This window comes from Mangrovimonas sp. DI 80, assembly GCF_001975575.1.
GTDB classification, from domain to species: Bacteria; Bacteroidota; Bacteroidia; order Flavobacteriales; family Flavobacteriaceae; genus Mangrovimonas_A; species Mangrovimonas_A xylaniphaga.
In genome coordinates, this window is sequence record NZ_MSDT01000006.1 from 75,249 (window position 1) to 89,925 (window position 14,677).

General features: G+C 34.6%; 8 protein-coding genes. 1 reads left to right on the top strand and 7 read right to left on the bottom strand.

Annotated features, from left to right (window positions below):
- The first annotated feature begins 202 nt into the window (after positions 1-202).
- A complete protein-coding gene (locus BKM32_RS12265; protein ID WP_076664065.1) occupies positions 203-1,756 on the top strand; it encodes a T9SS type A sorting domain-containing protein in 1,554 nt (517 codons plus the stop codon).
- A 92-nt stretch (positions 1,757-1,848) separates the two neighbouring features.
- Here BKM32_RS12265 and BKM32_RS12270 read toward each other — a convergent pair whose 3' ends face one another.
- The 7 genes from BKM32_RS12270 to BKM32_RS12300 form a co-directional block, all read right to left on the bottom strand.
- The gene (locus BKM32_RS12270) at positions 1,849-4,530 is read right to left on the bottom strand and encodes a M16 family metallopeptidase (protein ID WP_083702184.1); all 2,682 of its coding nucleotides are present in this window, start codon (positions 4,528-4,530) and stop codon (positions 1,849-1,851) included.
- A 39-nt stretch (positions 4,531-4,569) separates the two neighbouring features.
- Entirely contained in the window at positions 4,570-6,057 is a 1,488-nt protein-coding gene (locus BKM32_RS12275) for a hypothetical protein (RefSeq protein WP_076664067.1), read from the bottom strand.
- Positions 6,058-6,085: 28 nt separating this feature from the next.
- The gene (locus BKM32_RS12280; protein WP_076664068.1) at positions 6,086-7,207 is read right to left on the bottom strand and encodes a hypothetical protein; all 1,122 of its coding nucleotides are present in this window, start codon (positions 7,205-7,207) and stop codon (positions 6,086-6,088) included.
- 32 nt (positions 7,208-7,239) lie between these two features.
- Entirely contained in the window at positions 7,240-8,667 is a 1,428-nt protein-coding gene (locus tag BKM32_RS12285; RefSeq protein WP_076664069.1) for a RagB/SusD family nutrient uptake outer membrane protein, read from the bottom strand.
- Positions 8,668-8,677: 10 nt separating this feature from the next.
- Positions 8,678-12,322, bottom strand: a complete 3,645-nt coding sequence (locus tag BKM32_RS12290; protein ID WP_076664070.1) for a SusC/RagA family TonB-linked outer membrane protein — start codon at positions 12,320-12,322, stop codon at positions 8,678-8,680.
- Positions 12,323-12,484: 162 nt separating this feature from the next.
- Positions 12,485-13,672, bottom strand: a complete 1,188-nt coding sequence (locus tag BKM32_RS12295) for a FecR family protein (RefSeq protein ID WP_076664071.1) — start codon at positions 13,670-13,672, stop codon at positions 12,485-12,487.
- 119 nt (positions 13,673-13,791) lie between these two features.
- Positions 13,792-14,322, bottom strand: a complete 531-nt coding sequence (locus tag BKM32_RS12300) for an RNA polymerase sigma factor (RefSeq protein WP_053975842.1) — start codon at positions 14,320-14,322, stop codon at positions 13,792-13,794.
- Between the last annotated feature and the right edge of the window lie 355 nt (positions 14,323-14,677).

Below are 14,677 nucleotides of genomic sequence, written 5' to 3' on the forward strand. Positions count from 1 at the left end.
AACTGTTTGATTTTATGGGGAATATGGGGGTATTAAGGGTTTAGAAATATTGTTAAAATTTTCACTATAAAGATGTTTGTTTGGAATAAATGTTATTTTTTTCTTAAAAAAATGTCACCCTTGTTGTATTTTCTTGCGTTTTATTGGTAAGCAACCGATGTGTTGTATAAAAAGACCAATTAACTTTAAAATAAATTCATTTATGAAAAAACAACTACTTTCATGTTTGGCATTTTCTTTGGCCCTTGCTGCAACTGCCCAAATTTCACTAGTAAAAGATATTAACCCAGGAACAGGAGACTCAAGACCTGGTTCTAATGGTTTCTTTGAATTCAATAACAAACTTTATTTTCAAGCAGATGATTCTTCTGGAGAAAATACAGGAGGTGTAGATTATGGAAGTGAACTTTGGGTAACTGATGGCACCGAAGAAGGCACAATGTTTATTCAGGATACCAGAGAAGGGGGAGCGTCAGGGGGACCTGAGGGGTATTTTGAATATAATGGTGCGTTATATTTTTCGGCTAATTCAGGAAGTGGTCATGAATTATTTAAATTAAATGCTTCAGGAACAGGAGCAGAGCCTGTAGGAGATGTGCCTGGTTTCTATAGCTTTTGTGAGTTGGATGGTAAAATTTATTTTATAAATAATCAAAATCAGGCAGATTCAAGCTTGTGGGTTTTTGATGGCACATCCGCAAGTCAAGTAACTAATAATTCTGAGGCGACTTTAGGTACAGAAGTGCTTTCTGGTGCAGTGTCAGACGTAGCACCTAAAACTATTTTGCCTTACAATGGAAAGTTATATTTTATGGCTACAATGTCCTTAGATAATGCCTCTGAGGATTTTTCTCAAAATATTGGATACGAACTTTATTCTTACGATCCCGCAACGAGTGAGTTTGCTTTAGTTAAGGATGTTTCGCCTGGAGCAAACACTCAAAATGATGGTGCAGCCGGTAGTAATATTACTTCTTTAATAATTATGGGAGATAAGTTTTATTTTAAAGCTGGAATGGAAAATATTTTATATGAAAGTGATGGTACTGCAGACGGGACCATCCCGGTGTCGGTGGTAATGGATGCTGGTATTGATGGTGTTGTGTCTTTGTTTGTTTGGAACGATAAGTTGTATTTTGAAGGAGATGATGGTGTTGTGGAAACAGGTGAGGTAGCTGATACAAGTAGTGATGATCAGCTTTTTATGTATGATCCTAGTGCTAATACAGTAACTCAGATTAGTTCGAATGTAGAAGAAGATTATGACCCTCGTTTTTATGCGATTGTTGGTGACGATTTGTATTATGGAGCTAGTATAGATGATGACGATGGAGATTTCAGTATTTTTAGAATACAAAATGGGTCAAATACTCCTGAATTAATTGAAGCTACTCTTGATTATGATTGTGAAGATTTGGTGGAATTTAATGGTAAGCTTTATTTTAATGGCGATGATGATGGTTTGGAAACACCAGTAACAGGGGCAGAGTTATATGTATTAGACCCTGCATCACTTTCAGTAAATAAAGTGTTGGCCAATGTAGCTAAGGTGTATCCTAATCCAGCTACGGAGTACTTAATGGTTTCATCAAACTTGTTGAATGCTCCATATACAATTTATGATATCACAGGTAAAGTGGCACAGGATGGTGTTATAGAAACAGAAAGAGTGGACCTAAACTTAAACCAAGGGATGTATTTGTTTGAAGTAACAATAGATTCTGGTACTTATACCCATAAACTATTGATTAAATAATTTTGTTTTTTTAGATTATAGATTAATTTGAAAAAAGGCCTTCTGTAACAGAAGGCCTTTTTTAGTGATGTAGATTTGAAAATATGTACAACTTATAAGTTATTTACCTGGATAATTTCCATCATCTGTTTTTTTAGTTCTTGTTCGGAAATGTTTTTGATGGCGTTATTCAAGGCTTTTATTGTATACAATTTACCATATTCCAAGGCTGTTTTTAAATAAGTGTCACTGATAACTTCGTCGTCATAAAAATACAGGTCTAATTTAGTGGCTACCTTAGCTTTGGCTATTTCTAAACCTTCGTTGGAAATGTTCCCTTGATTCATTGGGGTTAAAATCTCCTCGATCATTATAGCTTTATTTCTCATTAAATTATCATTATCGGCAATATAGCGTAGACTCACCAAAGATGTTTTAGTTGGTTTAGTGCCACTGCCAGTAACTCCTAAAGCATAAATTAAACCGTATTTTTTGCGTAAAATTTCAAAAATACGATAGTAACCATCCTCAGCAATAGCTTGGGCTATTAAGGCATCTTTAAATGTATAATCCTTACTGTATTGTTTTTTGAATATAAAGCTAGCTCTGGTTTGGGTCTTAACTTTTCTATCTTCTACATATTCAGCAGCAATAACTTTATTTATTTTACTGTTTTTGGGAGGGTTTTCTGTCCATTCTAGAACGGGTATTGTAGCAATGTAGGTGGAAATTAAGGTGTCAATGTTTTCAGGTAAATCTCCTCCAACATACAGATAGGAATCCTTAAAACTACGTTTGAATAGTTGATTGTATCGAAACATTCTGTCAGCCAAAACTTGATTGAAAACTATATTGTTTAAACTATCTAATTGCTTATTGGAATTCAATTTTTTTAGGACTTCTGAAGTATCTGGTTTTTTCTCATTGGCAACTACAAGATAAAAAGCCTTGAGTAAGTTTTCATAATTCAGTGACTGATTGGCACTTCTTAATTCAAATTCAAAATTATCTTTACTTATATCCGTTCGACTTGAAAACATGTATTGACGTAAAAAGCTCGAGGCTTCTTTTTCTGAATTTTCCCCGAAGGCTTTGCCAAAAAGGTCCAAGCTTTCATTAAAAATAGGTTGGTCTTCTTTGGGTAAATCGTTCAAACCATGTTTGGATACTATCCGAATTTTAGGTTTCGCGGTGGGCGAATTATTAACTACTACAGAAATCCCGTTTTTATATTCTAAAAGATATAAATCTGTACCGAGTGTTGTTTTCTTTTTAATAGCTATAGGCATTTGTGCTTCTAAACTAATATCGGGTAAATTCGATTTGCTTTTAATAACAAAATTGCCATTAGGCTCCACAAATTGATACTTTGGAAGTACTGTAAACTCTGTATCTATATGCTCCAGCTTATTTAAAATATATGCCTTGGTAAATTCTGAGGTGTATAAATCTGAGGTGCTATCAAATAAAATGGTTTTATGATATGATGTAAATGCAGTTAGGATTTCAGTAAAATCACTAGGTTTTAGACTTTTCTGTAATTCAATAAGTAGTTCATAGTGTTCTTCATTGTTAAGTGGTACATCGCCACTTAAAAAATGGTTTACAGCCTCATTAAAAGTTACTTTGTTGGCTTTGGCGTCTCTTTTAATCTTTGAAATAAATTCTTTAATAAAAAAATCTATTTCTTCTTGAGTAAATCCATGGGTTCGTGCTTCAGCTACTACTTTACAAAAATTATCTAACATTGCTGAATATGATGTGGTATTTCTTCCTTGAAGTCTAACATTGTACATCATAGATCCAGGAAGAATTTCTCCTTTGTTTATGTTTGTTTCGGCAATACTCCTGTCTGGATAAGTCGCAAGCCTATTTTCTAATATTTTAGAGAATAGATAGTGCTTAAAATTATTTTTAAAAGTTTCATGGCTATCAATAGCATAACTAGGGGTTTTAAAGGCCATTACCAAAGTATGTTTGCTATTTCTTACGCTAGATTTGTAATTAGAATCAATAATTGTTTGTTTGGTTACATCAATATAACTTCTTTCTGGGTTATTGACATTTATTGGAATAGCACTAAAAATTTTATCAATAAATTTAGCCGCCTTTTTCTCGTTTACTTTCCCTTGAATAATTAAGGCAAACTTATCAGGGGTATAATATTTATCATAAAAATCTTTTACCCGTTCCGCCGTAATACCATTAATTTGTGCTTCTGTACCCAACCCCCCATGGCCTTCTAAAATTGTCCCGTTTAAATAAGGAGAAACAGAAGAATTTCGTTTTTTGATTTCTTCAATAACAACTTTTTGTTCAATTTTAAAGGACGTGTCTTCCATTTGTAAATCGCTTACCCAATCTTTCATTAGAAGCAAGGTTTGTTGTAGGTATGGCCAATTGTCTTCAGGTAAATTAATGTGGTATTCTGTTTTAGTGCTGTTAACACTGGCGTTGTAATCTCTACCTATCCGTAACCCCATTTTGTCAAGGGTTAGCATGGTTTTTTCTCCAGGGTAATTTTTACTGCCCTTAAATACCATGTGTTCTACAAAATGAGCAACACCCCTTTCATCAAGCTGCTCAACCAAAGAGCCAACCGTGGAAACCAAATGGACAGTAACTTTACCGCGTTCACCATCATCAGGGAGTATATAATAAGAAAAACCATTGTCTAACTTTTTGTGAGCAATACTTTCTGGCATAAAAAAAATCTGCCCAAAGCTTTGGACAGAAATTATAAAAATGCTTAGAAAGCTTATGAAGTGTTTTACACTTGTTAAATTAACTTTCATTTTAATATTTATTGTTCTTTAATCTTTGCTGTATTGTGCTTAATTGTAAAAGAATGAATAGGTGACTGTTCTTCCTTCCCATTGATAGCCTCCACTTGTATAGGTTTTTACAATACTTGTAATGTTTCCATCGGCATCTGCCTCATAGGTATAAGCAGGCAGTCTTAAATTTGGTCCTTGGGTACTGGTTGGATCTGTAACCACAGTTTTGGTCATCATATACTTGTGCCAAAATAGATCATTAAATAACGGAAGCATTGTGCTGGTTGGAGCAATGAATGGAGGTATGCTTTCCATATAAGTAGGAATCAATACTGGGTCATAGTCCTCTCTATGCTGTCTATAGGCATCTCTGGTACTCGACATATAGGATTCGAATTGCCAATATTCACCATAAATATTTTCACCTAAGTCAAAAGGATCACTATAATAAATGTTGCTTACGGTGTTTGACCGTTTAAAGGATAGGACTTTGCCGGATGCATCGTAAACAAACTCACTGCGTTCTAAATCAATATCTCCTTCACTTGTGTTACCACTGCTATCATAATTGAAGTCTTGAGACTCTATAGAGGATAATTGAGTTGTGCCAGGGATATAGTTGTAATATGTGTAACTGTCCCTAGGATAAGTGCCATCTGCAGCAAAGGAACGATATAATAGTGTGTCCAGCATGTTTAGCTCGTTGTAATGGTATTCACTGTGGTAATTAACTCCACTAGGAAATTTGTAATCTAGTTGGGTTAAATTACCATTGTCATCATAGGCAAGCTCAATATTAATTACCATTTCAACTCCTGTATCTAACATGTTGATTTTAGTTGGTTTTTTAATGGTTTCACTTTTTCTAACAGTGATGGTAGTTGAAGAGGATTGTCCTTTGTCATCTGCTACGAAGATATCGATACTGTATTCCAATCCTGATTCCAAATTACCAAGAAATACCAATTCCTTGATTGTCTTTTCGTGGACAGGGTCACTAGCGCTTCCGGTAAATCGATACTGTTCTTTACCTTCAAAACTTATGGTAATGGTTTCTATATTATTTAAACCGGCGGAAGCAATCCCCTTCACAACAAACGCAGGGGCTGCAACCGATATATTTGTACCTCCTACCAATTTAATTTCAGGAAAAGAAAAGCCTTTAACATCAATACGGATACCTTGGTTAAAACTACGTTGGTCTTTATCAACTACTTTTATGATATAGTTTAGTACAGTGTCTTTTTCAAATGGTGTTAAATCTACACGATAATTAAAATCAAATTTGGTTTTACCACTGTAGCCATCTACCATATCTAATAGGGAATAGTCGGTGGCATCCAATATGTCAATAGTTTCAACACCATTAGGGACATTCATTTTGATGTTGATATCATAAAAATCCGCAGTATCTCTACGAACTTCAACTCTTTGGTCTTCTATTTCAAAACCTGGGTCTGGAAATTCTGGGTCATTTTGACATGCCTGAAAAAGCAAGAGGCCAATAGTTCCCAGAAACAATATATTTAATAGGTTCTTTTTCATAATGTTTATATTAAAATTCTTCATGAAATTAATTAAGTACTTCTAGGTCCGGGTTTACACTCATGATATCAATTCCTAAAGATGTAAACGTATCTAGTAAAAGTTTCATGTTATTTTGGATGTTTTCAGGGAAGGCTTCTATTTCAGTCGCGTTTCTATGAATCATTTCACTTAAATAACTTCTAACATCAGTAAGCTCATCTTCAACAAAATCATAGCTAACAACGATAGCATTTCTATGTCTTATGTAATTGATTATAGATAAACTATTGCCATCTTCATCTACTGTTTGAATAAATGTTGTTAATCCTGTAGGTGAATTGTAGAAATATTTGGCGTCTATAAAACCTTTTGAATAAAACCATTCTCTATCCACAACAAAAACCAATTTGTCATCAGGAACTTCTGTTTCTTCTCTGTAAATAGCTTCCATGTTTTGTGCATAGTATTCACTTTTACCTTCAAAGAATTCAGCAGGTATCAGGTCTATCAAGTTATGCATGCTAATGATGCGGCTTACCAAAATATAAAATGCATCTTTAGAGTATTTGTTTATTGTGCTTTCAGAGGTGAATTCATCGAGATCGACACCAAAGACAATGGAGTGATCGTTATATACGGCTCTTAAATCGCCTTCTGTGCTACTGCTTTTGCGGGATTCCGACTCAATAAGTACATCACGGGCTTCCCCGCTTACACTATTAGGGCTATATACATAATTGCTAATTAAAACTTTGTAAGGCATGTAATTGGCGATAGTTTTACTGGCATCAAAATACTTAAATAGGGCAGTGTCTAAAAATGTGGTGACAGAGGCTTTGTATGATTCGTATTCTGAAATTTGATCGGCAGGAATCAGACCTGCTTCATTTTCAAAACGAGTTCTTATCTCTGGAATTTCAATTCTAGCCCAAGTTGTTGCTTGGTTACTAGTGCCTGCTACATAGGCAAAATCTAATATGCTATCATACTCATAAAGCACTCCCATGTTTAAATCTGTATACCATTTGTTTATGATAGGGTCTGATACATCAATTTGGGAGGCTACACGATCTTCATCCAAGTAGGAGGGCTCTAGATTGTCTTCGTTCTCGCAGGATATTGCAATAATAGCAATTAAAAGAAGGAATAGAATATTGTGTTTTTTCATAAATATATTTTTAAGAGGTTAACGGGATTCAATTAATCAACAATCACTTCATTGTTGATTTCAGGAATCTTTTCATAACGCTCATTATTTCTAATTAATGGGTTGTTTTGTCTTTCCTTTAATGGAATTGGTAACGTATAGTTTAGATCGTTGGATAGTAACGTGTAAGTTTCTGTACCCACTTTAACACCATCATCACCTACTAAACTGAACACATGTTTAATTTCAGGCCTGTTATCCATACGTCTTAAATCAAACCATCTGTGGTGATCTTCAAAGCATAATTCTTTGCGACGTTCATCCAATACAAATGCTAAGGTTTCATTAGGATTTGAAGGATATAAGATGTTTGAAGTACTTGAATATCGTTTGTTATGCAATGCTACTATATCATTAATCGCATTTTCTGATTGGCCTTTTTGGGCATAAGCTTCAGCCCTATTTAAGTAGGCTTCTCCAACTCTAAGATTGGCAAAACCTAAACTGGTATAACTGCCCATGCCATATTTTGCTGGGATATATTTCAGATTCCCTGATCCATCATCCACGGCAGAAAAGAAAGCCTCTTTACGAGTGTCGTTATCTTCAAAAAGGGCAAAAAAGTTAGGGTTGACTAAATAGCCGGTTTGATCAAATGTTAAAGAGGCTGTGGTGTAAAAGGAGTATAATATTTCAGAACTGGATTCACTCACAAAAGGAGAGGTTGTAGTCATTTTTGTTAAGCTTCCAGAATTTATTACCAAGTTGGAATATTCAATAACTTCATCCCAGTTTTGTTGATATAACATTACTCGAGACATAAGTAAATTGCATGCAGCGTTTGATGGGTGAAACTTGTTTTTTGTAATACCACTAAGTTCAAAAAGGTCTTTTGCCATTAAAATATCACTTTCTATTTGAGCGTAACATTCTGCAACGGTATTTCTGTTGTATGTTGTTTCAACTCCAATGTCGATTCTTAAAGGAACTCCTAAATCAATGTTAGAAGAGGCAGGATCAAAAGGTTGGCCGTAAAGGTTTAAAAGGTTAAAATATGATAATGCTCTTATAAAATAAGCTTCTCCTTTAACAAAGTCAATCTCATCTTGTTCTCCTAATGCTTCATCTATAAGTTCTATAACATAATTTGCAATGGCAATATCTTCATACATGCGTTCCCAAGAGTTATTTATTGAACTTAAAGAATTTCCTTCTTCGTCAATTTCAATTTCGCGCTGCCAGGTGTAAGTAGTTTTTCTGCTTTCTTTAACAGTAGTCCTGGAAGGAGCATTCTCTGTAATGTTATCGGTCATATGGTCAACCGTTCCGAAAATTGGATATTGGGAGTTGAACTCTTGCAGTAACAATGCTGCAAAATGGTCAGTCTTTTCCGGGACTAACTTATCTTGGTCGCGCTCATCTAAAAAGTCGCTACAACCAAAAATTGCAACTAAGGGTAATATAAATAGTATTTTTTTCATAGCTCTTGGTTTAGAAAGACATGTTTAAACTTAAACTGTAGGTAGGTAAAGTAGGCAAACCTATGCCTGATACCTGCTCAGGGTCTTGGCCTCTTAAATCTTTGTCGAAAGCGAAGTAGGATAAATTACTTCCCTGTACTGATAAATTTAGATGTTTGATACCAGAACCTGTAAAAAGCCTGTCTGGGACATTATACGATAAGGTCAAAGATTGAAAGCGAATATGATCTGCTTTTACAACTCTGGCATCACTATTATCGTACATCCACCATGAGTTTGTTCCTTCAGGAACAACTTTGCCATAATTTGTAACATATACTGTTCCGTATCCATCTGCTGTAAAGTTGGATGTAAAAGTTTGGTTATGATTTGAAATTCCAGGTATATTAGTTATAGCCTCATCTCCAGGTTGTCTCCATCTATCATTAAAATCGGCGTGCATATTTTCATAAGGCAATGGTAAGTTTTGGTTACCATTGTATAAACCTAGCAATCTGGTTTTGTATCCTAATTTGTAGGTGAAATTAGCAGAAAGTGTAAAGTTTCCTGCTCTTATCTGGGTTCCAAAACCTCCATAGAATTGAGGGGTTCTACTTCCTTCGTAAACCAGTGCAGCTTCCAACTGTTCTTCAGCGGTCATATTTTCTTCAACCAAATGTTTGAATGTGGGCAGACCTTCTTCGGTTAAACCATCAAACTGATAAGAGAAAAATCCGTTTGTAGGGAAACCAGCTCTATAAATATTACCAGCCAAGTAATCTCTTACGGTTAGCCCTCCACTTTGAGCTCCTTCTTCAAAACCACTCAATACGCGATCTCTATCATAGGAAAAGTTAAAATTGGTACTCCATTGAAGATCTTTAAGTTTCAGATTAATAGTTCTAATGGCAAATTCAAAACTGTTAACATCTTTACTCCCTGAATTGTATGTTTGAACGGAAGAGCCATTTACCAGAGATACAGGGCGATTTTGAAGTAGGTCGGTACTCTTTGAGTATGCATAATCTATAGCCCCACTAATTTTCCCTTCAAGTAAACTATAATTTAAACCAATGTTAGTGGTTGAGGTTTTTTCCCAACGTAGGTTCGCATTCGGAAACTGTGAAAGACTAGCTGTGTTTTCCGGGTAATAAATGGCATTATTCTTACCGTAATTAGAAATAATTAAATATGGGGTAGCATTTGGCATGGTACCACGAACACCATACGATGCTCTTAACGCTAACTCATCTATACCGTAACTATTTTCCATAAATTTCTCGTTATGGATGTTCCAACGTGCTGACGCAGACCAAGTTGGTTTGAACTTGTACCGTTCATATTGGCCAAAAGTATTGGACCCATCACTACGGGCGTTAAAATTTAAAACATAGCGTCTGTCGTATACGTAATTGAGAATTCCAAATACAGATAAATTGTTTTGAACACGATCTGTAATGGATGGATACACAGAATTACTACCTGTAGAAGTCAACCAATTGATCATGGCGTCGTAATCATAAGACCCATAATCAAGAATAGAGTAGGTGCCATCTTCATTAGGTGTTACACTTACTCTAGGAAGAGCAACAAAGCCTCGACCTTGGTAATGATTGTATCCAGGAACGGTAAAACCAGTGGCTCCCCAGTAATTCACAGATCGAGCCTCTTGACCTAAGTTTATATTAAAGCTATGTTTATCTGCTAAAGAGAAATTATAGTTTAATTGGTTAGTTATCGAGTAGCTATCTTGACTTACCATACCCCCGCTATAGACACCCCCAAAAGGAGCTAGGGAGGAGAGGTTTACACGATCTTCAATTAAATTTTCAAAAGCATCATAGGTACGTAAGCCTGCAATATAATAGGTGTCTTCAGTAATCCATTGCTCAGTAAGGTTAGTAGTATTTCTATAACTAACTTGAGAATTAAATCGAAGATTTTTAAGAATGTCCCAACGTAAAGAAGCTACGATATCTAAGCTTTTATTTGTGATATTTCTTTCGGAATTATCCATTTCGGATAATACATTATAATTGGCATATTCTACACCGTAACTATCAGAAAGTATGCGCTTGCTTTGGTAGAAATAGTTTCCATCTTCATCATAAATAGGAATGGTTCTACTAGTATAGTAAGCTTCGTCAAATGCATTAAAAGAAGTGTGGTTGTATTTTGCTTTTTGAATGGCACCACTTAGTCTTAAACCTAAAACCACATTGTCTCTTAAGTCTATATCAAGATTTGATCGGGCAGTGATTCTGTTCAAGTCTACATTTTTCTCGGTACCTTCCTGGTCATCATAGCCCAAGGAAAAATAATATCTAACATTTTCTCCTCCTCCAGATGCACTAATAGAATGTCTTTGGGTAATCGCATTGCTATATAGCTCGTCAAACCAATCACTGTTTAAGGTTTCTAAATAGTTAACCTGATTTTGGAATTCTTGGAAATTATAGGTTCCGTCCCATAAATTCATTAGGGCTCCCTCATAGCCCAAACGATCCACGTTGTCATAAGTGCTTGAATAGCCTAGGTTTCTTTCGGACATTTCCCTCGAGACGTCTATGCGTTCTTTTGAATTCATCAAATTAAAATCGGAATATCTAGGAGCTTGTACAATACTGTAATTACCAGAGTAAGTCAATGTAGGAGTTCCTTGTTTCCCTCTTTTTGTAGTGATGACAATAACACCATTAGCGGCTCTTGTACCGTATATGGCTGTAGCCGAAGCATCTTTCAAGATGTCTAATTTGGCAATATCTGAAGGGTTGATCCCTGTTAAGGCATTACCAATGATGTTTATATTGTCGAAACTATTGATTTGGTCAGCGGAAAGGGGTACTGGGTCTTCGTAGATAACGCCATCTACTACCCAAAGTGGACTTTGGTTTCCTGTAAATGTACTACCACCACGAATTCTAATTTTAGCAGCTGCACCAGGAGTGGAGCTAAGGTTGCTAACACTCATACCTGTAGCCTTACCTTCTAGCATCTTTTCTACGCTTATAGCACCTGAAATGTTAAGTTCTTCTTCTTCTATTGAGGCGATTGAGCTTGTCAATTCTCTTTTGTCTATTACTTGGTAGCCTGTAATAACGACTTCTTCCAAATCTAAAATTTCAGGTTCTAATTTAATTACCACATTTTCTTTAGATTCAGTAAATTCAATTTCTTTGGTGGCGTACCCTAAATATGAAAAAATTAAAGTTACTGGAGAAGATGGAACTTTTATTTTGAAGTTTCCATCAAAATCGGTTACAGCTCCAAGTCTGCTATTTTTTACCAAGACATTAGCTCCAGGTATTGGCATACTGTTTGCTCCATCTATGACGGTTCCACTTATTTCAATGGCGTTTTGAGGAGGAGCAACCTTGTTGTTTTCAACAATAACAATAACACCGTCTACTAATTTGTAGGATAAATTGGTGCCTACCAAGACTTCATCCAAAAGGTCTTTTACAGAAATATTGGTTTTATTTACGGAAATATTATCTAACTCATTAATTTTTTCATCATTAAAGAAAAAACTATAGTCTGTTTGTTTTCTAATTTCTTCAAATAATTTTGAAAAACTGACATTATTTAAATTTAAGCTGACTTGTTTGGATTGCGAATAGGTTGCTGCATTGATGGAAAAAACAGCACTGAAAATTAAAATAATGGATATCCTCATCTTTTATTATTGTTTTTTTGGGACTCAGTGAACTGGAAAGGAGTAGTTGATAGAATCGTTTGTGTCATATTTATATTTTATTAAAGTTGGTTGGTTGAATTGCACTTGCAAACGGTCATTAAAAACAACCTTAGTAATTTAATGATAATAAATTAATGAAATTTATTTGTAAACATGTATTTTTTTGTTGGCTTCAATTTTGATGTTTACAGACATTTCGGCTTCAATGATTTTTAAAATATTTGTCATGTCGCTATATCTGGGCAGGTCTCCTGTAAAGCTTAAGTTTTTTAAGCTTTCATCATCAAAAAACACTTCAACATCGTACCATCTGGATACTTTGGATAGAAATAATTCTAAATTAACATTGTTAAATACAAATCGGCCTTCTTTCCAAGCAATATAAGGATAGGTGTCAACGTTCAATTTATTTATATTATTGTCTTCCTTGTTAAGAATAGATTGCTCATTTGGAGATAATATTGTTTTGTCGGTTGAAAGTTTATTCGTAACCTGTACTTTACCTTCAACAAGGGTGGTCGTTACGCTATTATCGTTACTATAGGCCGAAATATTAAATTCTGTACCCAATACCTGTACTTCTTGATTGCCTGTAGCTACTATGAAGGGCAATTCTTTGTTAGGGCTAACATCAAAGTATGCTTCACCTTTTAATTCAACACGTCTAACATTTCCAGTAAATGGTACAGTATAGGTTAATTGTGTGTCTGAGTTTAACCAAACTTTAGTTCCGTCAGGAAGTACTAATTGATATTCCGCACCTCTTGGAACTTTTAAGGTGTTGGTTTTAACTTCTACTTGTTTTTCTCCACCTTCACTTTTATAATGGAGTATTCCTTTGGCATTTTCTACAGAAATAGTTCCTTCTTGAATTTCATTATCTTTAGAATCTTCTAGGTCTATGATCTCACCAGTTGATAGCACCAATTCAGCATGTGAGATGCCAGGAGCAATACTGGAAGCTTCAATTGGTTTTAAATGACTTTCATTTTGGGTAAACAATGTGAATATAGAAATACCAACCACCAAAATAGCAGCTGCAGCAGAGATCCACTTTTGGGCTTTTAGGTTAAAAACTTTCTTAGGCTTTTCGGATGCGGTCTCCATATGCCCTAAAAAAGACGCCCACTCCTCCATAGTGTCTAATTTATCTATTTTTTGTTGCCATTCCGAAAAATTATTATCATTAAGGATGTTGTTAGCAATTTCTTTATTGTTTTTCTTTTGCTCCCAATCATGTAAAGTCTCTTTCTGCTCTTCGCTTAAAGCATCTAATACTTTTCCAGATAAAAGCTCTGAGAATTCTATTTGTTCAATTATTTTATCCATTACCTAAAATTATTTCATAAGTATAAGTGGGTGTTATTTACCTAATATGACGCGATATTTTTACTAAGGAGTGACAGTTTTGTTAAAAAAAAGCTAAAAAAACACATGAAATAGTTAAGTTACCATGCAATAAATTGGTGTCCCAAATTTTTTCTGAGTAATTTATATGCTCTTCTTTTAACAGTTTTAACTGTGTTGATTGTCACATTAAGTTCATCGGCAATATCTTGATTGCTATAGCCCTTTAAAGTTAAGTTAACTGCCTGTTCTGCTTGAGGAGAAAGCTCTTTAATAGCTTTGTGTAAAAGAATATAAGTTTCCTCTTTTAAAACTTCGTTCAAAAAAGCTTCATTATTAACGGAAAGTCCATTTTCTAATTCTAAATTGGTAATTTTTTTTTCTTTTCGGATGATGCTAATGCAGGCATTTTTTACGAGTACGTACAAGTAGGCTTTAAGGGAGTTTTCGTCTGTAAAATCTTCCACATCTTTTTCCCAAAGTTTTATAAATGCTTCTTGGGCAACATCTTTTCCCTTTTGCTCATTTTGAAGTATTTTTGAAGCTAACAAGTACAATGATGGAAAATGACGTTCAAATATGACTTTGAATTCATGACTGTTGTACTGTATTTTTTTGCCAGATATTCTCATGTTCAATATCAGAAACAAAAGGTATAATCAAGAATTTTGTTCAAACTAATGTTACTGAATGTTCTAAAAATGATTCTAAGGTTAGATTATGCGGCTAGTTAAAATGAAAAAATCATGTGTACCAATAAATAACAAAAAAATAACAAAACAAAAATATATTTTCTTTTTTATTGAATAAAAGAGGAAGAATAAAAATAGTCTAGTTTTCTGGGGATTTAATGGAAATTTTTTCTTAATCTTTTAAGCATTAATAAAACTTTTAAAATTGTCACTCTTTTTGTTGGAAAAGACGTTTAGAGAATGGAGAGTCTTGTTAAGAATTGTATTTGTGCGTTAAAAAGCGAGACGCTTTCTG

Coding starts and splice junctions, on each gene's coding strand:
- BKM32_RS12265 (WP_076664065.1), top strand. CDS start 203: ATGAAAAAACAACTACTTTCATGTTTGGCATTTTCTTTGGCCCTTGCT.
- BKM32_RS12270 (WP_083702184.1), bottom strand. CDS start 4,530: ATGAAAGTTAATTTAACAAGTGTAAAACACTTCATAAGCTTTCTAAGC.
- BKM32_RS12275 (WP_076664067.1), bottom strand. CDS start 6,057: ATGAAAAAGAACCTATTAAATATATTGTTTCTGGGAACTATTGGCCTC.
- BKM32_RS12280 (WP_076664068.1), bottom strand. CDS start 7,207: ATGAAAAAACACAATATTCTATTCCTTCTTTTAATTGCTATTATTGCA.
- BKM32_RS12285 (WP_076664069.1), bottom strand. CDS start 8,667: ATGAAAAAAATACTATTTATATTACCCTTAGTTGCAATTTTTGGTTGT.
- BKM32_RS12290 (WP_076664070.1), bottom strand. CDS start 12,322: ATGAGGATATCCATTATTTTAATTTTCAGTGCTGTTTTTTCCATCAAT.
- BKM32_RS12295 (WP_076664071.1), bottom strand. CDS start 13,672: ATGGATAAAATAATTGAACAAATAGAATTCTCAGAGCTTTTATCTGGA.
- BKM32_RS12300 (WP_053975842.1), bottom strand. CDS start 14,322: ATGAGAATATCTGGCAAAAAAATACAGTACAACAGTCATGAATTCAAA.